Origin of the sequence: Paludibacter jiangxiensis (assembly GCF_001618385.1) — a bacterium.
GTDB lineage: Bacteria > Bacteroidota > Bacteroidia > Bacteroidales > Paludibacteraceae > Microbacter > Microbacter jiangxiensis.
On the sequence record NZ_BDCR01000001.1, the window covers coordinates 1 to 24,313 of the forward strand.

Here is a 24,313-nt window from a genome sequence, read left to right on the forward strand (position 1 = left end):
AAATGTTTCAAAGGTTGCTCAATTTCCATTTTGCATAGGGATTTTTGGACAGATAAGAGTTGTAAAAACGCACATCTCCCGTCACTTCCCTACCCAACCATGATGGTTTTTCGAACAAAGTCTCCTCTGTTGGGAGCTCAATCTCGGCAATTATGAGCCCTGAATTGTACCCCATGAACTCATCGACCTCAAAAAAAAGGGAAGAATTCGGGATGACATGTCGTTTTTTTTCAATAATTCCGGGTTCGCAAAGCGACATTAGCTCCCGTGCTTCTTCAACCGGAATCTCTTTTTCCCATTCGTAGCGGCTCACCCCCGATTGGTTGTTCTTTCCTTTTATTGTTATGAACGATTTGTCATCTTTAATTCGGATACGAACTGTTCTTTCGGGAACAGATGAAAGATAGCCCTGCATTATATAGGTAGTGCTGGTTATAAAGGGATGGAAATCTCCATTGACTAAAAACTTCCGTTCAATTTCGAGAGGCATAGTATAGTTGTTTTAATGTAGGATGGCAAAGATATAAAAAAGCTGTTAGAGCATTGGACAATTGCTCTTACTAAGTTATACTATATAATAAGGAGTGACCGAAACAAATTCTCTGTCGCATAAAGAGAGGAAAGATGAAATATGTTGTCCCGTTTAGTGTATTAGTTGAACCGATATTGATTAAGCATTTTCCAATGGAGAGCAATTTTGCCAGAGTTGATATAGACACGAGTAATGCCATAAAAGAAGAAGAGCGGCATGTACTTTATCCAAATACATGCCGCTCTCGAACCTGACAAAATAAAATTCCGATTTATGGATTGATTACTTTCTTCGTAACTGCGCCCTTATTGGTTACAATCTTCACCAGATACACTCCGGGGATAGATGGCAAATCGATTGACGTTTCATAGCCGTTTAGCTCTTTTTGCTTGCAGAGCTGCCCGGTTGGAGTGTAAACAAGAAGTTGTTTCATTACATCAAGACCGTATACAGCAATGTTAGTCTGGCTTTGAATAAATGTAATTCTGCTGTCAGTATTTTCACCAAGCGAGCCTGTCTTCTTTCTGAACACTAAAGCAAAATTGGGAACCGATGTTGCATCTGCGACTGAAAATGTATATGAAGACAAATTCAAATTAGTTAATGATCCGGAGTCATCTTTTATATAAACGACCAAAGTGGAGTCTTTCTCCGGCAATGTAATCGTATAATCGCCTTTGTCGGGGACACTAATCTGCAGAGGAATTTCTATCGAATTGCCTGTAAAAGGAAGCATATTAATACCGAGCCCCAGAGAACTGCCTTCAGCAAAGGTATTCATTACTATATTCGATCCGTTTGACGATGCTGACCAGTTTGGTGAGTCTTCAATTTCAACCTGAGCTGCATGCGCATTTGGATGGAACAACACATATGTATTCCCCGATTTATTATTCCCGGAGGCATGCAGATGAAACAACATTGGCTTGGCTATGTCGGATGTTACCTGCTCAACATCTGAAAAACTTTTTACCTTTAGAGGATTCGGACTGGATGCCAGTTGTTTAAATTGAATATTTCCAATATTGGCTCCGTTTTTAATAAAACATCCGGCAAAAGGAGCAAGTCCCCTGGTGTAAAAGCTAACCAGAGGTATTATGTCATAAGTATCGATGTCTGTATCATAAGTATAGACCCCTCCTCCATATGCGTTCACTGACGGATCCGTAGTACCGCTGCTATTTAATGGCCAATAATTACTGGTACTATACTCAATGGTAGCAATTTGAGGGAATGGATTGGATATAAAGTTCCAGCCCCAATCAAACCATGACGTATTCGCGTTTGTATCATATTCCAAAGTTCTGCTAAACACATCTCCTTTTGGAAATGTAACTGGTCCGCCAGAAGGGAAGATTACGATATTGCCATAATAAGGATCGCCTTCCACAATTTTATTGTTCAGTTGAAGCGCATACCCTGTTCCGCGGTGCATTGTACTGTTGGTCGTGTTCAATCGTGTTGTCCATGCACTTTTATTAGCTCCATAATCCGCTCTGGTTTTTTCAGTGTAGGGTTCTATCCTTGCAGTGTTTTCAATTATGGCACCATCTATATTATTGACATTAACATCATAGGGGACGCCAAAGAATGTCCAGGCCTGACTACCGTCGGTTCTTAGCTTCTTGAACTTGCGGATATAAAGTGCTTTGTTTGCTGTCAAAGAGCTTGAAGCTGCACAGGTTATTATTGGCGATGTTGTGTTATCGTCATATATAGTAAGGATCGATGGAGTAATTGTCCCTGAAATATTAAGTGTTGTGCCGGGATTAAGAAGAACTTCCGCATTATTCAAATCTGAGAGCGTGGATGTTACCGGTCCATTGGGATATTTTGTGATGGTAGTGGTGGAGCTTACCAGACTAACCGTATATCCATCCCATTTCTGAAAAGCGCCTATATCGATAGATGTGCCATTTTTTCGGATATTTCCATTTGCATCCACTGTCGTTGTATTAGAACTTGCCAATCCTTTCCCCAGACATGGAGAAATCAGCAGGAGAGAATAGTCTCCGTTTGCTGGATCCTTGAAATTGGGAGAACGGTGATACAGCTCAAAGTTATGAGTCGTTACTGTATTCGCATTCCAGATATTGCTTGTATAGCCACTGGCATAATTAGAACCGGCGGCACTGTAAGTTATATTTGGAAGAGTACCGGTTACGTTGTCCGAATTTTTCCACAGAACAGTATTGGTTACTGTTGCAGAAGCCGAACCTGAATTGATTCCAACGCCGGCATTATTGGCAATGGTGGCATTGATTAGGTTTGCATAATCAGCCATTGCAACTCCGACACCTCCATTATCCGCCACTAATACGTTATACGCAGAAGCATTTTTTGATGAAGATGTGCCTGTTAATAAATTCAATCCTCCACCTGAGTTAGATCTGATTTTGCAATTTTGAATTGTTGCATTGGAAGGAATAGTTGCCGCATAAGCTCCGGAAGGTGCATTTTTTATGTAAAATCCGTCCCAGACAGTTGCATTTGTAAATGAAGCAGATTCTGGAGCCAACACCTGACTGTAGCTTCCATTCAGAATCGATGCACTACCGGTTAATCTCGAGGTTGTTGTTCCACTGGGATTACTGGTGGTACCATCATCAACAAATCCTCCCAATACACTGACTCCATTGCGCATTAAAAAACTCACAGACGCACTATTGTAAGTATATGTGTAGTTTGCATCGTTGCTATAGGAGCCTGCCGCTACATAAACCGGAAGTTTTGTTGTTAATTTATTAGAAGTCTCAATTGCCTTTTGGATAGTTGACATTGCATTGGACCAAGATGTACCAGTTTGGTTACCCTTACCTCCAACGCGAACATAAACTGCAGTACTATACACAGGATGTCCAATCGAAAAATAACAGGTTCCGTTTGGAAATGTGATACCTGATGTTGCATATAAGCTTCCTGATTGCAACGTAAGCAGATATTCAGTGGTTGTACTACTACTAAACGAGCCATCGGTACTGACTAATAATGTATACATACCTGAATCGCTTGTTGGAAATGATGATGAATTCAGGTCAATCTGAAAATTAAGAGGAACTGTAACGCTGGTATTCTGAACTTTCCATGTTCGGGTTACTGTAGAATAAGCACCCTTAGTTGTCCAACTTGAAATAGATCCATTATCGTCCCCCCAAATCATGTATTGTCCATTAGCCAAAACCTGAGGTTTCGCCGAGTTAGCATCTGTAAAGTTTCCTGAAGTTGTCATGACAATTCTGGATGCTGTTCCCAATGGCAAATTTGAACTTGCAGATATTTGTTGATTAAGGCCATAACCGCCCGTGCTTGTATTTTCGCTACCAAGTCCTGCAATATTGTTTTTATGATCAGATACAGAATATATTGTTGTCCCGCTACCGTTTGTATAATCATGTGCTATAGTAATACCATATTTAAGTGCCAAATAGGATTCAAAATTCTGCAGATTTGTTATTGGCAATACACTATTGGTTCCGTAAACCTCACTTATTCCACCCTCAAATTGTGCACTAGTCACTGCATTATAATGGTTACCTATACCTATTTTTTGTGGTGCATTTAAAATAGTATTATCTGAGGCTCCCGATACCGATGCTGAACCATCCACATACAAATAGATATTCCCTGTAATTGACTTTTGTCGGGTTACACTTACAATATGAGGAAGATTATTATTGTATGCACTTGTTGCAATTGGACTTGTCTGATCTGTATTAACACCCTTGAAGAAAGGTTTTCCATTATCTGTACTCAAATAATAATCATTATTCACACTACTCGTTTCGCAACCAATAAGAGTTGGATCAGCCCAGGCACTTCCTGTTTTATTTTGAGTAGAATTATAAACAACCACAAAGGTCATATCGTTAGTAATATTATTTTTTGCAGATAAAAAATATCCATTTCCTCCACTTGGGAAGTTAATTCCCGGATTGAAATTCCATCCTTGAACCTTATATAGAGGAGCTGTATTTTTTGCAGACGCATCATTCGATCCCTCCGACTGATCGACCCAGGTGTCCACAGGAGAGCCATCTGTTGTGGTGCCAGTTCCCGCATCAGCTTTCAGCCATATAGAAGATCCTTTTGCCTGTGCTATTACAAAATAAGCAGTAGTACCACTTCCCGTATATGTAGCATTAGATACGCTATAAGTATCAGGTACTCCTCCCATAGTGGAATATGAGCCATTTGAAGAAGAGGCTGCGGCAAGAGTATTTAAAGGCGTAATAGCTAATGGGCGGCTAACAGAAATACTGCTACCAGAAACACTGCTGCCTGTTGTCATTGACCAATATTCGGTGGAACTTATATTTACGACAGTACTACCATCAGCACTACCTCCACTACTCATTGAATATGCTTGTATCTGAGCGGTTGTCGTGGCAGTTGGAACTAATGAAAAAGGCAAATAGGCAGAACTACTTCCGATAGGGAAATTATAAGTCGAACCCGAAGTAACAGACCATTTAACAGGCCCATTAATATACGATGATACTGAACCTCCGGCAATTGCAGTAGTAGCTGTATTGGTGATAGTTAAGAGATTGCTTGTGGTGGTAGTTAAAACTCCGCTGGTCAAGGTAAGTGTATTATTTACAGTAGCAGCTCCCTGCAGCACTTTGGCACTGCCAGAGATTGTCATGCTTTGATAATTGGGTGATGCAAACACCTGCTGGGTACCAGCTCCTGTATATCCGTAATTGACTACGCTATTATTGCCATCTGTTGTAAGAGCACCTATGCTGTTGTTTTGTCCATTTAGATTAAGTGTATGCGGACTCAGATTAGCACTGGTCATAGTAATAGTTCCGCTACCTGATAAATTACCAGCAACCGTAACTATTTGTCCATTACCGGAAATATTACCATATTCCAGTCTTCCATTATTAATCAGTTGACCGCCGATAGTCATGGTATTTAACCCGCTCCAGGCTAAACGCAAACTTGAACCGGCATTAATTGCTAAATCTCCATTTATGACCAAATTGCCTGTCGCAACACAAGCCTGTCCCGAAGTACATGCTATCATTAAATTACCATAATCCGGAGACGAAGAGACCCCCCGGTATCCTCCATAAAATATGACCGTACTTGTCGGGTCTAAGGATATGTGAGCCTTAGTGAAATTTGTTGGAAAATCGGTTGTATTCCATTGGCCGCTACGACCAATAGTGAGGGTTGTTCCCGGATCCATGGTCATAGTACCTGTAGCGTTACCTGTTATTTGATATTGATCGTAATTTAACGTTGTACCGGATGTCAGGATGGAAAGATTTCCCGACACTGTCAAGTTACTGCTCAGAGTAACACCGGCAGGATTGGTTACCGTCAGGTTATTGGCATTGGTAAGTAAAGTCCCGGTAACTTGCGCCGATGTGCCGTTAAAAATATAATTAGCTGATGCGTTTAGATTCTTGGTTGTAGTGGAAGATGGAAGAGTCCCATTTACCCCATTCGTGTTTGCCGTAATTAAAGTTCCACCTGAATTTAGATTAAACTGGGTGGCTCCGGATGTACTTCCGGTATCAGTAATAGTAAAAGTTCCGGCATCAAGAGTGCCGTTGACTGTAATCTGTCCGTAAAAACCGGAAGAATTAGAACCATTTAAAGTTATGTTTGAAAGTAACTGAACATTACTCCCTGCATTAATCGTGTATGTTGTCCAGACTGCAGCATCAGAGGTCGGCATGTTCAACGTTTGATTGGTTCCGTTAAATATAAAGTTCCCATTAGGCGCTCCACTTCCGCTCGTCGTAATTGAATTTGAACCAGCCGTATTACTAAAATTACCACGAACAGAAACGTTTGAAGTGCCGGAAGTGCTTCTGTTAAAATCAAGAATACCTCCTGTTTGATTCCAATTTTTGGCAATATTAAGATTAATCGTATTTCCAACATTTGCTGATTCCGAAAAAGTACCGCCGCTTAATTTAAAATCTCCTGATATATTAATACTCTGATTGTCATTAGTGCCATTTTCTTCAATTGTTAATGAGCCATTTGTTTGTGTATAGTTTCCTCCAATATTCAGAACTTGGCCGTTTAAATTGAATAAACTGATCGAACCGCTATTTGTATTTGTTAATGTTAGGTTTTCTCCAATAGCAAACGTAGCACCACCCGCAACGCTCGTGTATATATCTCCTGATACTGTCTGAGCAGGACAATTCCATTCTACACTTCCTCCAATATTGGAAGGCAGTTTGACTATAGTGCTTGTAATTCCTGTAACCTTGAGCAATGAACCACTCTGCCAAGTCGCGGTAGGAATTGCTCCTCCGTTACGGGCATGTTCGTAAATTGAGCCACTATTAAATGAGATTGTACCTGTACCTTTTGTTAGTAATGCTGTATTGCTTACAGAAATGACACCATCAACAGTTACACTAACTGGGGTTAGAGAGCTTGTTCCATTTAATAACAAGGTTACACCGGAAGATACAGTAAGGGCATTTGCAGTAATAGCAGACCCGGCTGTTAGTGTTTTAGTATTACTACCTGATAATGTAAGATTATAGTAACTTACAGCTGCCATTGTTTGAGCAGCTCCGTTATAAACAACAGTTCCTGTATTGGAATTGAAAGTCCCGCTGTTCGTAAAATCCCCTCCTATTGAAAGCGTACCGGCATTGCAAATAAACGTACCAAAGCTATTCAAATTTCTTGCAACAGAAAGAGTATTGGAACCATTGATGGTAACAGAAGAGGATGGTGAAATTGCTAAATTATTACATACTGCACTTGTTCCAATTACAGGTTTATTAGTAACATTTGGAATAAAAGCATCATCTGAAGCCGTTGGTACGGTGCCTTTTGACCAGTTTGATGTAGTATTCCAGACCGTACTAGTTGCTCCTGTCCAATTATTCGCAGTGCTTAAAACACCTGTTGCTGGAACGAAATAGGCCGTATTTATGTAGATTGCAGGAGAACCGGTGCCACCATAAATCGATGATGGCTGTAAAGAGCCATTCAAATACAAGGCATTAGCCGTATGTATTAAACCGGCACCCAAATTAGCTGAAGCTCCGCTGTTTATCGATATATTATTGTTGATTACAGTTGAAGCGACGAAGGTTTTTGTTCCACTACCAGATAAAGTTAAATTGTAATAAGCATAAGCTCCTATAGCTTGGGCGTTTCCGTTGTAGTTTACAGTTCCACTTGAAAGAGCGGTGTATCCTCCAGCTACGGATGATATTGTACCGCCGCTAATAGTTCCTGTGCCAGCCATATTCAAAAAACCTGCATCAAAAAAAACTATTTGGTTTCTGTTAGATGAACCGTTCATGGTAATGTTGCCACTAATTGTCGCTGTTCCTGTTGATATACTTATATAAGAGTCTCTATTATCTCCCCCAGTATCTGCCATAGTCACAGAGCCCGCATTTAATGTTCCAGACCCAACAGCAATGTATTTGTTATTGCCAGACCCAGAACCTGCATTAATTGTAATAGAACCACTAACATCCAATTTACACGTTCCACTAATAGTCAAATAACTAGATTTATTACCGCTGGCGATTGACAATGATTTACAAGCTGCATTAACGTCAACATTGACATTGATCCCGTTATTAACCACAACATCCTCCGATGAAGTTGGAACAGCAGCTCCACCCCATGTGGCAGTGTTACTCCAGTTGCCGCTAACAGAAGCAGTTCTTGTTACTCCCTGCATAAACGAGACGACAAACAGCAGCATTACGGCTACTACAAACGCTCTTTTAGAAAATTTCAGTTTCCAGATGCAAGTAAAATTTCTTGTCGTTTTGATGTGTCCTTTCGTTATCGGTATGGTTATTCTCTTCATAGGAAAGTATTTTTCTCGCAAGGATTAAAGACTTTATGTTTTGAAATTTTTATGGTTGATCCGAAAACTGTACAATTCGGATATAAAACCCCATAAAACACAAAGTTATGAATAAAAGTAATTTATAGCTAATAATCTTTGATCTGTTAACTAAATTTTAATATATTCACATTTACATCAAAACACCTAAAAATGAGGTTGATATAAAAAATCACAAGCTTATATTTGTATGAAGTAACAATCTGTTGTTAAATAATAAGTAAGCATTCCATGCTGATGCTATTACAGTAAGGAGCCAGAAAGTGTTTTTAGTATTATTTACAGAGTTGAATAGATTGATATTTGGTTAAAAAGAATCGTAATTATTTATATTTTGGGACTGAAAAGCAAAAACCAGACATACAGACACATAATTTTAAACAAGTCACACATTCATTTAAAACATTCCAAATACACAATATGCCGGGTCGGGCTTATTTTCATCAGAAAAAGTCATCTTTACAGAAAGAAATTAGTGATAATGAACCGGAAGATTAATAAAGGCCGTCTATTCAAAACTGAAATAGACGGCCTTATAAAGTTGCGCATGCAATGCCTTTGACTTATTGGCAAACTATCTTTTTGTTTATTGCTCCTTGGTCTGTAATAACTTTCAAGATATAAGAACCGGCAGTCGGCAGATTGAACTGAAGCAAAGTTCCTCCATTGGAAAACGTTTGGATAAGTTGTCCCTGCATAGTGAAAACATAAACCCTATTGAGGTTCTGATTGCTTGAGATCATAACAGTTTCTTTATTCTGAGAGACAAGGACATCTGAATTTGACAAAGAACCGCTTTGACTTGCAGCAGCCTTGCTACGATCGAACAACAACGTGTAATTGAAAGTAGTTTCTTTGTCTGTTGTAATTGTATATGTTGCATTGTTAAGACTATGCTCCACTCCATTAGATTCGATGATCTTTACTAAGGTAGAGTCATCACCTTCCGGCAATGACAAAATGTAAGACCCGCCTTCCGGTAGTTTTACAGACATCGGCACTTCCATCCGAGTCCCAATAAATGGCATGGCGTTCACAGCTAAAGCGACGGGACTCCCGCTCGCGTTGGTTGTAATACCCAATGCGTTGGCATTGACATCTTCTAACGACGGGGTATCTTCATTATCAACTCCCTCCGGGTGGGTTCCGTTGGCGAAAATCACATAGGCAGTGTTTCGTCCGCTTTGGTTTGCTATTTGCAATCTGAATGTACTTGGCTTGACATCCGGCTGTTTGAACTGACTCACACGCATCGGAGAACTCAGTGACGACGTTTGCATTTGGCATTGCGTATTAACACTTGCTTTAATGAAAGCCGTGCTAAACGCAGAGAGTCCCCGTGCATTGAAATCGCTGAGCAAAATTACGTCATACATATTATATTCAGGCAAATACATATAAACAGGCGTATAATCGCTGTTTGATGGCCAGTTGCCGGGATTGTCCGCAAAAGTAGCCGTTTGATAAAATGGATTAGCAACAAAATTCCAACCTTCTTCGCCCCAGCCATGAGTCAAAACTGTTCTGGTTACCGGAATCGAAACAAGATTAGGTGCGTCAGTTATTACAGTTCCTTTTTGAGCAGGCACGATAAGCGTGTTGCAAACTACATTGTTTGGAACTTTTGAATTTACGGCCGCCATATAACCACGTCCGGAAACAAAGTAACTCAGAGATGTCTTATTCCAGTCTGTTCCCAGATAAGGTTTCCACGCATCTTTTGTCATTCCGGTAAGAGCGCGTGTAGCTTCTTCGTATTGCTCAATTCTGACACTGTTTTCTATTTTCATGCCATCCAGCTTATCGAGTTTGAACGACGTGAATGGAATACCGAACGGATTCCACATCAAAGTAGTCCCATTTGAACAATATTTTGTTAATGAGCGGACATATAAAATACTGTCAGCAGTCATTGTACCTTTTACAACAGGAGCTTTTATGTTGTTGTCCTGTAGCATTAACACTTTAGGCGTAGGGGCTGAGCCAGACGCATCAAGCATGGCTGAAGGCGTTACCAACACTTCTGATCCCGTCAGAGATGAGATGGTTGGGGTGATTAACGACGATCTGAAATAGGCAAATGAATTATTGCCCGTCACAACGATACCGTCGCTAGGCTGTTTTTGATATGCCCCCAGGTCAATAGTGGTGGTACTGCCGTAATAGTAACGATCTTTCCCCCTAACGTCTATTCCTATAGTATTTTGCGTAATATCTCCCATATCCAGACAAGGAGAAATAAGCAACAATTCATAGTTACATTTTCCCGGCTCCTTAAAATTGGGAGATCTGTGATACAGGTTTATGTTGCCATTACTGTTTCCAAATGTAATCCATTTGCCGCCCAAATCAGGCGCTCCGGATAATGCTGAATATTTGACTACTATTTTGGCCGTGTCGCCGGAAGCATAGAAATTGCTACTGTTCCCCCAAAGGATCGAATTCGTCACTATTGGTTTCAGAGTACCGCCGACTGCAATTGCCGGACCGCTGTTGTATACGATAGTAGCGTTAACCAACTTGGCAGTATCTGCCATAGCTACGGCAGCATTGGCTGCATTGTTATTGTTTGCCACCAGAATGTTTACCGCTTTTGACCGGTTTAATAAATTCAATGCAGCGTTATTATTCTTGAACACAGCATTTAACAACCATCCTTTCCCCGGAATTATTGCTGCATATCCGGAGGTTGAGCTGCCTGTCATATAAAAACCATCCCAGGTAGTGATTTTTTTATAATCGACAGAATCGGATGCCAAAACAGAACGGGTAGCACTTCCGTTCAGGACTGAATAACCGCTGGCAAAGCGCGTGTCCATACCCGCATAGCCGTTGTTTAGCGTGCTGTCTTCTTTAAAGCTTCCGTAAACGTCAACACCTCCACACATCCTGAAGTTTTCGCCGGTAGCATATGGATACGATGCATTGTAATTATAATTGCCGGCAGCAACACATACCAGAAATTTAGGCGTTTGCATTTTTGCTTTCTCAACAGCATATTGCACAGTCTTGAATGCTTTTGCCCATGTCTTGCCATCGTGGTACAGTCCGGTTCCATCGGTTCCATCATCTACTCCGCTATAGGATCTGACGAAATAGGCTTTTGTCTGATTTATATGAACAAAGAAAGGTTTAATCCGCCCTGCTCCATCGGTAGCCTGATAATTATAATTGCCGTTTAGGATAGGAATCATAGTTTCGACTCCACTGGAAGAATTAAAAGCCAAAGCGCCTTTGTCTCCGCTTCTTGGGTTACCATCCCAGGTTAAAGATGTGCTTATCGCAGGGGATGTTGTTAGGGGCGCCGTGATTGCATTCGCCACATTAACACTTTTATCCGGATCGGTGAAAAACTCGGGCGTGGCGGATAATGACGACCAGGCTTTCTGCTCTGCGGTCGGTGTCAGCGTGGGCACTGTGACGGCAGGCGAGCTGACTGCATATCCACTGCTCCCTGCCTTAAAGTTGGTCAGTTCGGGATAATAACCATTCGTAAAGGTCCAGACCCCGGTTCCGTAATCAGTATTGTCCAGATACCCGGATACAACAGAAGCGGTAGTAATTTCGCTGGTAGACAACCCGTAAAGGCTGTATTTTTGATTATCCTGTCCCGCTCCACGGCCTATACCTACGGTAGTTCCGGTTCCCTGTATATCAAAATAGCAATGGCTAAATGTGGGGTTCCCATTTGTAGAGCCGACAAAACCTCCGTTTTTAGTAAATCCGTATACACTTCCGGTTGCAAAGCAATTTATAACATTCGATTTATTGCTTACATTACCAACAAATGCGCCTCCATATCCGCCTGTTGTTGTATTATAATTATAGAATAAAACAGGTCCTGTAGCATAGCAGTTGATGATATCACCTGTAAATGACGGACTATCTCCGTCCATTGAGCCTATAAAGCCTCCGCAATATCCGGTGGACGTAACATACCCGGTTGAGTAACAATTGATGAATGTTGTAGCAGAAGAGCTGGTTTTGTAGATACTGCCCACAAATCCACCGGCCACGCTGGCAGCTCCCGGACTTAAAACGTTACAGGAAGAAAAACTGTTCTTCACCACCCCATCCTGCGAATAACCAATTAAACCACCCGCATAATTCACATTGGCCGTGACACTACCATTAACCGCTGAACAATTGGTAATGGAGATGTTGTCTCCCGTGCAACCAACCAGACTTCCCACATAAGATGCCCCTAAAACAGCGACACCGGATAAATAAGTGTTCGAGATGGACGCTTTATTTCCGATATAGCCGAATAAGCCGGCATAACTACTGCCAGAATTATTGATATTGAGGTTATAAATAGTGCGTGACTGACCATTAAAAGTGCCGGAAAAAGGACGGGTATTATTACCGATTGGCGTCCAGCTAAAGTTGCCAAGATTTAAGTCGTCTGCCAGAATAAAGGTAAAGCCGGCAAACGTAGTTCCTACATTTACCTGATCGGCGAGCCATGCAAGTTCTCTACATCGGGTAATCGTATAAGTACTTCCACTTAAGGCGGGAGCCGGTCCTCTTTGACTACCATTCCAGGTATCAAGAGCAAGGCAGTCAATATTGCAAAGAAAGATAGATAAAACTAACAATAAGCCTTGCAATTTATATTTTGTAGAAAAAGTAAAATTTCCCATAAATATTCAATTTAGAAAGTTGAATTACGTATTCTTTTGACGAGATTTAGAATACAATTAACTCAACAAAGATATAATGTGATTACCCTAAATATGTTACAAATAAGCTATTTAACATTTAAAAGAGCAAAAGAGCTACCCGGGTTAAACAATTCATAATTTCATTTTAACCCGGCCGACCCTTTTGCTAATTGAAAAAATTACTGTTTAATTTTTGCGTTTAATGCTTTACCACAATCCGGGAAAAAGTTCCTTTTTCTGTCGTCACTTTTACAAGATATGCTCCCGGGAATGGCAACTGAAACTGGAAATTGGTACCGCAATTTGCCATGGCACGAACTAATTGTTGGTTCATACGGAATAAATACACTCTGATAAGAGGATCTTTACTGGTAATAATCACTTTCCCATTGCTCTCGTAAATGTGTATTCCCCATTTTTCCAACAAATCTTCTTTGTCGTGGCTTTCGTCCTTTTTCTCAAAAATCAATTTGTAGCCAAACGAACCCGTAGAATCTATATTAACAGTATAATTTCCTTTGGAAATGTTGTGTGAGACATCTGCCGGATCAACAAGGTAAACCGTCTTAAACTTACTGCTTTCCTGCAAAGAGAACGTGTAGCTGCCTTGCTGTGAAATCGAGACACTTAAAGGAACTTCCATCGACGTACCTTTAAATGGCAACGTATTTACAGAGAGCGCAAGATCACTGCCTGCCGCATAAGTACTCATTTGAATACTATTTCCCGACAGACCACCCATTGTAGGCGCATCTTCGATGGCCGTAGCTTCTGTACGAGCGCTGTCATTGAAAATCACATATGCATTGTATTTCAAACCATTGCCTTCAAGATGGATTCTGAACACTTCTGGCTTCGTTTCGTTTGTTGTTGAAAATGGGAACGCTTTTGTCCGTAAAGGGGCAGTTCCATTACCGCTTGTACTGATTTCCGCAGTTGAAGCTGATGTTGCCGTGCTGTATGTTTGAATGAAAAATGTTCCATAAGCAGATAATCCATTATCTGTATAATACGAAGATACGGTAGGGATTACATCGTATGCATCCTGATCGGCAATGTAGAGCCAAATCGAGCCGGATGTATAGGGATTTGCATCCCACAATGGCACGGAACCGAATTTTGCCGTACGTGCAAATGGATTTGCAATCAGGTTCCATCCTTTGTCATACCAGGGACGTGATGTTTCGGTATAGCTGACAGGAGCCGTTAATGTTGATGCGGCATCCGAGATCGTTGTCCCTTTCTGTGCCGGAACAATAAGGGTAGTACTTACAGGTTTATCCGGCACTTTGGCATTTAGTGACGCGGCATATCCTCTTCCGGGAACGAACCATTTCAGACTTGGATCTGTCAGGTTGGTTCCCATATAGGGTTTCCATGCCGATTTGTTTGCTCCGTTAATAGCACGTATGGATTCGGTATATTGGTCGGCACGCACACTGTTTTCGACTTTTAATCCGTCAATACTGTCTAAACGAGCCGATGTAAATGGGAAGCCCATAAAAGTCCAGTAAGCAACCCCGTTCGACCTGTATTTTGTCAGTTTACGGAGATACAAAGTGGAGTCGGCTTTAATGCTTCCATTATAAATAATTGGAGCCGTGGTATTGTCGTCCTGAATAAAAAGTACTTTGGGCTTAACTGTTGTAGATCCTCCCAAATTAATGAACGAAACAGGTTTTACCAACACTTCCTGTCCCGTCAGATTGGAAAGGGTTGGCGTGCCGGAAGCTCTGAAATAAGAGAACGTATTGGTACCGCTATTTGCATAAACACCATCACCAGATTGCTTCTGGATGGCACCCATGTCAATTTTTCCACTGTAACTTCTGGGTTGCCCATATACGTCAATCGGCAGACTGTTGGCCGAAAGCAATCCTGCATCAAGACAGGGAGAAATGAGTTGGAGTTCATAATTACCCTTCCGTTTTTTGAAATTGGGAGACCTGTGAAACAAATTTATATTGCCTGTTCCATTTGCGAATGATATCCATTTGTTCAGCGGAATATCATTGGAGGCTGATGCTGTGGACAGAGCCGTATATGTAGCCGTTATTTTTGCTGTATCGGCAAGCGCATCGAAGTTTGCCTTATTTCCCCATATAATCGAATTAGTGAGCGTTGCAGAACCCGCCCCACCCGGAATAGCGATAGCATAGCCTCCATTGTTGGCTACTGTTGTGTTGGTAACTGCCGCATTTGTTCCTCTCAGAGTAACTGCTACACCTGCATTGTCGGTAATCAAAGCATTGGAAACAGAGGATTCAGCCCCTGCCGATAATGCATCTCCCATGTTGGAAATGATTTGGCAATTACGAAGCGTTGCGCTGTCAGGCAAGGAAACGGCGCTGCTACCTGCAAGTGTTCCACTTATGGTAAACCCGTCAATGATTGCCCCAGCCCATGTTGCACTACCGGTGCCGTTTACATACGTTTCTGTAGCTGCCGGATTGTAACTCACAATTGAGGTGGCAATTGGGCTTGACAGTCTTACCTTGTTTGTTATAAGATCCGTGCGTAGTGTGGGTTTGGTGAAAATTTCGTTGTAATTACCGGCAAATTCTGAGGCTTGCGCACCTGTAAATCCTCCTATAAGAGACAGATTAGTCCTTAATATAAAAGTTGCGGTTGCATCGGAGACATTAACTCCTGCCGCGTTTTTAGTTGGAATAAATCCGGCGCTGCTTTTTGCAACCCAAACCTGAGGGAAGTCATATTGATCATATTGGTCCAGTGCAAATTGCAAAGAAGCGTAAGGATATGTCCAGTTTCTGCCTCTGCACTTCTCATCCAGTTTATTACCTGCTGCATCATTTACGTAAAAAATTCGGGGCGTTACTTCATAGCAACCAATATCGGGAACTCCCGAGCCTGAATTTTTCCTGTACAAATCCCGGAGATCTGAAGCGGGAGGCGTTGGTGCCCCGCCAGGGTATCCTGATGGCACAACGGCAGTTCCCTTGTTGTACAAAGTTGAAAAATTTCCCTGCAATCTATAATCTGCACCAGGGTCTGATGTGCCTGGATTTACAAAATAGGGTGCATTTGCAGAACCACTATTGGTCGCCCCGAACAAAAACGAACCTGTACCTAATGCTCCGGCAGCAGTGTTAGCATTTTTCGGTGACACATAACCGGATTTGAATGTATTGTACGATTCTTTGAACGGAGGGTAAATTGAGCTGCTTGCTGCACTTGTAAGTCCATCCCACAGTGCGTTGTTGTAAACATAACACCTTATGGTTGTATAGTCACCGTTATCATCGGCAGCAGCTGACGCATATTTAATACGCAGGCCAGGGCCATCGGCTGATGAATTATTGGCAATGGCATTGTTGATGATATAACTTGGAGAGTAAGTACCTGTATTCATCTTGACCAAAGAAAGATTGATAGCACCACCTTTCTCGGCCATGTTGTCGTAAATCAAACAGTTGATTACTTTGGCATTCCCCCGAATCATTCGTATAGCTCCTCCCGAACAGTTACCGGAACCATCATAATATGCCTTATTGTGACGGACAATACAATTCAAAAGATTTCCGCCTCCAAGCATGAGAGCTCCGGCACCGTCATCCTTCGGACCACCGGCAATATTGTTTTCAATTATACAATGACTGACTGTGCTATTATTGAGCATAAACACCCCGGCACCACAACATTCATCATATTGGGTCGCAGTCGCCGAGGGGCGGATCATGTTTGCTCCGCTTATGGTAAAACCATCCCATGTTGTTGAATTTGCAAATCCAGTCAGAAGAGCAGCGTCATAATTAACGGCTCCACTGTTCCAGACTAATGAGTAAAGAGGTCCCAAAACCCGTTGTTTGTCTCCGCCATGAAGAACGGTAACATAATTAGGATCGTTTGATAGCAGAAGCCGGTCCTGAAATCCCGCACTATTATTGTCGGCAGTTCTGTATTCACGGAATCCGCCATACACATCAACGCCATCCCTCATCAGGAAATTATTTGACCATTCATACCACAAATACCCTGTAGAAGGTGTGTATGTCTGGTAACCGTCGGTCAGATCGTAAGCGGGATCATGGTAATAATCACCGGCCGCAACACAGACCATGCCCTTCGGCGTTTGGGCATTGGCAGTTTCAACGGCCTTTTGCACTGTTGCAAATGCCTGAGACCAGGAAAGCCCTGTATTGCTATTATTTCCGTTATATGCACGTACATAGTAAATTGGTCTTGTCTGAACAGCGACCGTAGTATAAGACTTGCATCCGGAGATATCTTGTACATAAACAGTATAAGTACCTATAGGCAGCCCGCTAAAAGTATTTCCCGACTGGTAAGTTATACCATCCAGACTATATGTATAGGATGTTCCGCCGGAAGCAGTAGCTGTGATAGCTCCTGTATTTCCTCCGGAATAGGTCGCTGTTGCAGATGCCGATACGGTTATCCAGGTCAGTGTGATTTGTCCATTAGCGCCCGAACCGCCTGCTTTGGAAGCGCCATTCGCATATTCGCCACCACCGCCACCGCCACCGGGAGAAACGCCTGCACCACCGACGGCATTTGAACCACCGGCTCCACCTGCTCCTCCGTTAGCCCCGATACCACCAGCACCTCCGGTTGAAGCACCTTTTATACCATCCCCACCTTTTGTATTTACTGTTCCTCCGGTAGCAGACCCGCCTGTTCCAAGGGATCCTGCATTTCCTTTACCACCGATTCCTCCATATGCAATCAGTCCAAAAGCAGATGAGTTGCCGCCATTCGTTCCATTCCATGTCGTAGAAGTAGTACCTCCTGCACCTCCAGCACCAACAACTATTGACTGTGTTCCGGAATAGCCGGTTATTACTCCGGAACAATAACCGCCTCCACCACCACCAGATCCCCCAGATCCATTTGATGTTGAGCCTCCACCACCGCCACCTGCTCCCCAAACTTCCACTTTGAGAGATGTAACTCCCGATGGCACAGTAAAACTACCACTGGTTGTGAATGTTTGTGAGGTTTGTGCAAAAGCAGTTGAACATAACATTAAAAAGAAAAAACAAACGCCCAAACACACAGACGCATATCTTCTTGTGCGGGTCATCTTATTCAGAGAACCCCTACCAAAAAAGTCAGGTTTTGTTTCTGTCTTTGAAACATTATCGGAGCTTACTTTTTGTGGAAAACGTAGTTTAGAACTTTGTTTACCGAAGATCTGGGACATGTTTTTTTGGTGCATAAGTATAGTGTTATATTCACGGATTATCAATATCATTATGGCGCTCCTGTTTTGCTTCAGAAAGAAGAGCGCTAAAATTGCAAACAGAATAAAAACTTGGTGAATTCTTCTCAGATCTGGTTGGTGAATAAGCCCATAAACTAAACAGGCAGGAATCTGCTTGAGCTATTCTGAAGAAAATGATGTAGCTGCTTTAAAGCGAAGCTCCACTTTAAATAGATTTTGCAAATGTATGTGATTCTTAATATGCAGACAAATTTAATAATATTAATACAACACACTGTATAGTTAATATAGATTAATATTTGCCGCAATTTACACACAAACTCAATAATTGTCAAAATCAAACCCAAAGAGATGGCGCTATAAGACGCCTTGTCGGAGGTATTCTGAAAAATTCGACAACTCATTTCGTCATCAACAAGATAAATTTATTTCTCAATTCCAAAATGAATCACTATCTTTGCGGGCTCAAAAGTAAAACTCAACTAAATTAATTATAACACAACAATGAAAGCAGGAATTCATCCGGAAAGCTATCGACCCGTAGCGTTCAGAGATATGTCGAATGGCGATACATTTATCACCCGCTCGACTATTGCTACGAAAGAAACCGTTGAAATTGACGGGGTAACTTATCCTTTGGTAAAGCTCGAAATCTCTAGTTCTTCACACCCGTTCTATACCGGCAAACAAAAGCTGGTGGACACAGCTGGTCGTGTGGACAAGTTTATGAACCGTTACCAAAAGCACTTGGAAAACAAGAAGAAATAAGTTCGTCACTTTCATATTTAAACCTTACAAAGCCGTTTCAATCCAATTTGGGTTGGTACGGCTTTTTTGTTGGCTGCCTTATACTTCTATTAATCGAAAAAAGGCTTTCACTTTGCGCTAATTTGCTAACTTTGCATCACATCTTAGTACTCTAAAAAACAATTATAGATATGAAGTGGTTGAAATGGACTCGTGTTATTCTGGCTATAGTTTTGACGATGCCGGTTTTTCTGTTATTCATCGATTTTTTTCACCTTTTGCCATACAATGCAGCAAAATTGGTGCACCTTCAGTTGGTGCCGGCGCTGTTGGGCGGATTTTGGGGCGCTGCAATTTTTGTAGTTCTGCTGACTCTGATTTTCGGACGCTTGTACTGCTCGGTTATCTGTCCGGCCGGGGTGTTGCAGGACCTGTTTAACCGACTAACGTCAAGAGGGGTGAAAAAGAACCGCGCAAAACGTTATTTCAAATACACGAAACCGAACAACTGGTTACGTTATTCCATCCTGGCACTTACCATACTTGCGTTTGTGGTTGGCAGCTCATTCCTTGTTATACTGCTCGATCCATATAGCAACGTGGGACGTATGATGGCTGATCTCGTGCGTCCGGCTTTGATTCCGCTCAATAACCTGATGGTGCCTGCGACCGCATCCGACAATAGCTTTTTTCACCACATCAATTCTCTTGGATTTGCATTGATTCCGGTCGCTATCGCATCGCTCTTTCTGATTACAATTGCCGTAATGTCGCTTTTGAGAGGGCGTTTATACTGCAACACCATCTGTCCCGTGGGAACCTTCCTTGGCCTATTTTCCCGTTTCGCTCCATTCAAAGTTACGGTAGACCATTCTGCATGTAATCACTGTGGAGTTTGCGCCCGGTCCTGCAAATCTCAATGTATCGATTCCAAAAACAGCGAAATTGATCATTCGCGCTGTGTTGATTGTTTCAATTGTCTTTCAACCTGTTCACAGAGCGCTCTTAGCTACAGATTCCAGCTACCCGCAAAAAAAACGGATATCGTTGTAGAAACCGCAAAAAACAGCTCCCGCCGAAACTTCCTGATTGCCGGAGCAACAGCTGTAGCCACCGCTCCCGTTGCCATTGCTCAAAACAAACTGGGCGTGAAGAAGATCGAACCGATTATGCCTCCGGGTGCAGGAACGCGCGATAACTTCAACACAAAATGTACCGCTTGTCACTTATGTGTGTCGGAGTGTCCCACACAGGTATTGCATCCTACAGCATTCGATTACGGTATCATGGGAATGATGCAACCGAAAATGGCTTTCGAAAAAGGTTTCTGCCAGCCCGATTGCACGCATTGCTCCAACGTTTGTCCCTCGGGCGCTCTTGTTCCATTAACCCGCGAGCAAAAACATATAACTCAGGTGGGCATTGCGCATTTCACCCAGACCAATTGTATCGTTTACAAAGAACATACCGATTGCGGCGCCTGTTCCGAACATTGCCCGACACAGGCGGTAAGCATGGTTGCCTATGTAGACGGACTGCGAATCCCGCATGTAGAATCGGCAATATGTGTAGGATGCGGCGGTTGCGAATATATTTGTCCGGCGACACCGAAAGCGATAGTGGTTCATGCCAACATCGACCAGAAAATAGCGAAGCCCATCCCCAAAGGGGAAGCCAAAGAACAAAAGGTAGAAAGTTTCGGCTTTTGACCTTTCCTGTGCATATAACGGTTTAGCCCAGTGCAAAACCGGCGTTCCAAAAGGATACAAACAAGTGATCGTAAAGAATGAAGTGACCCCAAAAGTTTTTTGCATGACTTTTGGGGTCACTTCATATTTTTTCTTGACCACCATTTTATGAGCCGCCGCACGCATGGATTTCTACATATTATAACGTACCTTTGAGTTATAAATTAATCACTACAGAAGCTTCTGAATTGTCACACAAACACGACTCAGTCCTGATTACTCAGGCATGGGATCATAACACATATAAGAATGAAGGATACAACTCCTAAACCCGAAGGCCGGATGCGAAAAGCAGACCTCAAACGCTCCGTCACCAATTTATTTAATCAGGAACCCAACCGTTCATTCAATTACAAACAGGTTTCTCATATACTTGGACTGACCAAGACTCCCCTGAAACAGATGGCCACCGAAATTCTGAGTGAACTTTCGGACAACGGCACCCTCATTGAAATTGAAAGAGGAAAATTCCGACTCAATATCAGAGGCGGAAATATCACCGGAACAATCGACCGTACATCACGTAAAACCTATCTGATACCTGACGACGGGGGTGCTCCTATTTTCATTTCGGAACGGAACCTCAACCGTGCAATGGACAAGGACTATGTGAAGGCATTTCTCTATGCCGGACGTAAAGGTCGTCAGCCCGAAGCCGAAGTGCTCGAAGTAATAAAACGCGCAAAAGAAAACTTCGTTGGAGTACTGGACATTACAGGATCATACGCATTTCTGGTGGTAGATAAAAAGTATTTATCCAACGATATTTTCATTCCGGCCGACAATCTAAAAGGAGGAAAAAACGGACAAAAAGCGTTGGTAAAATTGGTACGCTGGGACGAACGGGATAAGAATCCGGTAGGTGAAGTAATCGATATTCTCGGCGATCAGGGCGACAACAACACCGAAATGCACGCTATTCTGGCTGAATTTGGATTACCTTACAAATATCCCGAAAAAGTAGAAGCAGAGGCCGAAAAAATCGATGCCGGAATTACGGCAGAAGAGATTGCCAAACGTATCGATTGCCGCAACATCGTTACCTTCACCATCGACCCGCGCGATGCAAAGGACTTTGACGACGCCCTCTCCTTGCGCAAACTCGATAATGGATTCTGGGAAGTGGGAATACACATCGCCGACGTGACACATTATGTGAAACCGAAAACCATTATCAACGAAGAGGCCGAAAACCGTGCAACTTCCATCTATTTAGTCGATCGCACGATACCGATGTTGCCCGAAAAGCTCTCGAACGGTCTCTGTTCATTGCGACCCAACGAGGAAAAACTCACCTACTCTGTATTGGTGCAGATGGACGACGAGGCTAACATTCACGATTACAAAATCGGACGTACCGTTATCGAATCCGACCGACGCTTTACCTACGAAGAAGCTCAGCAGATTATAGAAACCGGGGAGGGTGATTACAAAGAAGAGATGTTGCAACTCGACAAGTTGGCAAAAATATTGCGAGAACGTCGCTTCAAATCCGGAGCCATCGCTTTCGACCGCGTAGAAGTGCGCTTCGAGATTGACGAAAAAGGCAAACCTACCAGCGTATTTTTCAAGGAGGCTAAAGATTCAAATAAGCTGGTGGAAGAGTTCATGCTGCTGGCCAACAAAACGGTGGCTACACACATTGGAAAACCCGGCAAAGGGCGCAAGGGTAAAACTTTCGTTTACCGTATCCACGATGAGCCGAACCCTGAAAAATTGCAGAATTTTGCCCAATTTATCCACCGTTTTGGCTACAAACTGAAGACTTCGGGCAAAAAGAGTGAAGTATCGTCGGCTGTCAACCACTTGCTGGACGAGGTTCAGGGCAAAAAAGAGCAAAATTTGATAGAAACCCTGGCAGTGCGTTCGATGGCAAAGGCCGTTTACAGCACCGAAAATATCGGTCACTACGGACTGGCGTTCGATTACTACACCCACTTCACATCGCCTATCCGCCGTTATCCCGACATGATGGTGCACCGCCTGTTGACCCGTTATGCCGAAGACAAACCGAGCGTAAGTGCTTCGGAATGGGAAGGGCGCTGCCAACACAGCAGCGATATGGAGCAACTGGCCGCTAATGCCGAACGCGCTTCCATCAAATACAAGCAGGTGGAATTTATGAGCGAACGACTCGGACAGGTATTCGACGGAGTGATCTCCGGCGTGAGCGAATGGGGCATCTACGTGGAACTGAACGAGAACAAGTGCGAGGGAATGATCCCAATTCGCGATCTGGACGACGATTACTATATTTTCGATGAAAAGAACTATTGCCTCGAAGGACATCGTTTCCGTAAAAAATTCCAGTTGGGCGACGCCATTACCGTTCAGGTAGCCCGTGCTAACCTCGACAAGAAGCAGCTCGACTTTGCACTGGTACGCGAAGGTGAAGAAAAACCGACCGTATCTCCATCTTACCCTTCTCAACGCAAAGAAAGCAAAAGCAAGGGCAAAAGTGGAGGAGCAAAAAAAGGAGGACGAAGGAGAAGGTAAAAGATTAAATATTCAACCATTAAGGCATTAAGAATATAAAGATAAATCTGAATATTCTTAATGCCTTAATGGTAATGTATTTAGTTTATACAAATGCAAATTGTCGCTTCCGCTCCCACTCTACCGGTTGCCACGAGCCATCGATCAGTTGATGAACAGTGGTGATGCCGGCGGCTTTCAGAGCATGGTAGGCAGGAGCAAAACCGTCGAGGAGATTGGTGGGATAATGACAATCGGAATTGACAGTCACCGGAATGCCAAGTTCATTGAGAAGAAGAAAGAACTGCACATCGGGGTAAGCAAACCCTTTTACCACCAATGATTTAGTATTGATTTCCACAATCATCTCCTTCTCTTTTATCAGCGTCAGCAAATCGCCCACCAAATTAAGATAGCGTGAGTCTCGAATAGAGAACTCCGGGCACCTCGAAGCGTTGAGGGCAATTTTATCCATGTGTCCTACAATCTGGAAGCCACCTTTTTCCACCATTGCTCGGCTTGCCTCAAAGAAACGATCGACTAACGCCCACACCTCACCATCATATCCGGTTTGCAGCCCGTGGTTGAACTTATCGAAACTGCCATCAATCGACATAAACGAGCCGTCGGGCAACCGATCGAGGTAATGCACCGAACCGATCAGATAATCCAGATCATCGACCGGGTAAAAGACGTCCTGTACTTCGAACACCCCATGAATGTAATCCATTTCCAGACCAAGACAGAGTTCGATTTGTCCGGCATATTTTTCCTTTAATCGCCGGAATTCAGCTTTGTATTCGGGCAAATCATCGGCACGCATGTTCCAGAACGTATCAAATGGTAGCGGAGCGTGCGACGAAAAGCCGTACCGTTTTAATCCTTTGGCAATGGCAAAATGCACGAACTCTTCCATCGAGCTGCGACCGTCGCAAAAATTGCAATGACTGTGATAATTGGACAGAAACATGAAGGAGATTTACGATTTCATTATTTACGATTTACAATTGAAATCTGCCGGGTTATAAGTCCGTATTATTCTTCACCTGCGTCAATTGCACGCAAAAAATAACGCAAATTCGTTGT

The 24,313-nt window shown here is 42.8% G+C and carries 8 protein-coding genes; 3 read left to right on the plus strand and 5 right to left on the minus strand.

All coding sequences use genetic code 11. From position 1 onward, the window contains the following. Nucleotides 1-7: 7 nt before the first annotated feature. From PJIAN_RS00005 to PJIAN_RS00025, 4 genes are all read right to left on the minus strand, one after another. On the minus strand, nt 8-490 hold the full coding sequence (locus PJIAN_RS00005) for a CYTH domain-containing protein (protein ID WP_068700987.1): 483 nt from the start codon (nt 488-490) through the stop codon (nt 8-10). A 313-nt stretch (nt 491-803) separates the two neighbouring features. Next, a complete protein-coding gene (locus PJIAN_RS00010) occupies nt 804-8,348 on the minus strand; it encodes a DUF8202 domain-containing protein (RefSeq protein ID WP_153802434.1) in 7,545 nt (2,514 codons plus the stop codon). A 602-nt stretch (nt 8,349-8,950) separates the two neighbouring features. Then, nucleotides 8,951-13,030, minus strand: coding sequence for a T9SS type A sorting domain-containing protein (locus PJIAN_RS00020; protein ID WP_068700990.1), 4,080 nt, complete (start codon nt 13,028-13,030; stop codon nt 8,951-8,953). Between the two features lie 220 nt (nt 13,031-13,250). Continuing rightward, nucleotides 13,251-18,059, minus strand: a complete 4,809-nt coding sequence (locus PJIAN_RS00025) for a right-handed parallel beta-helix repeat-containing protein (protein ID WP_068700991.1) — start codon at nt 18,057-18,059, stop codon at nt 13,251-13,253. A gap of 702 nt (nt 18,060-18,761) precedes the next feature. On the opposite strand from PJIAN_RS00025, the gene PJIAN_RS00030 reads away from it, so the two are divergent. The 3 genes from PJIAN_RS00030 (at nt 18,762) to rnr (ending at nt 23,248) form a co-directional block, all read left to right on the plus strand. Continuing rightward, nucleotides 18,762-19,025 (plus strand): type B 50S ribosomal protein L31, encoded by a 264-nt coding sequence (locus tag PJIAN_RS00030; RefSeq protein ID WP_068700992.1) that lies wholly within the window; start codon nt 18,762-18,764, stop codon nt 19,023-19,025. A 170-nt stretch (nt 19,026-19,195) separates the two neighbouring features. Further along, nucleotides 19,196-20,713 (plus strand): 4Fe-4S binding protein, encoded by a 1,518-nt coding sequence (locus PJIAN_RS00035; RefSeq protein ID WP_084252185.1) that lies wholly within the window; start codon nt 19,196-19,198, stop codon nt 20,711-20,713. A gap of 288 nt (nt 20,714-21,001) precedes the next feature. After that, nucleotides 21,002-23,248, plus strand: a complete 2,247-nt coding sequence (gene rnr, locus PJIAN_RS00040; RefSeq protein WP_084252186.1) for a ribonuclease R — start codon at nt 21,002-21,004, stop codon at nt 23,246-23,248. A gap of 85 nt (nt 23,249-23,333) precedes the next feature. Here the strand turns inward: rnr and PJIAN_RS00045 are convergent, their stop codons facing one another. Beyond that, on the minus strand, nt 23,334-24,197 hold the full coding sequence (locus PJIAN_RS00045) for a histidinol-phosphatase (RefSeq protein WP_084252187.1): 864 nt from the start codon (nt 24,195-24,197) through the stop codon (nt 23,334-23,336). Between the last annotated feature and the right edge of the window lie 116 nt (nt 24,198-24,313).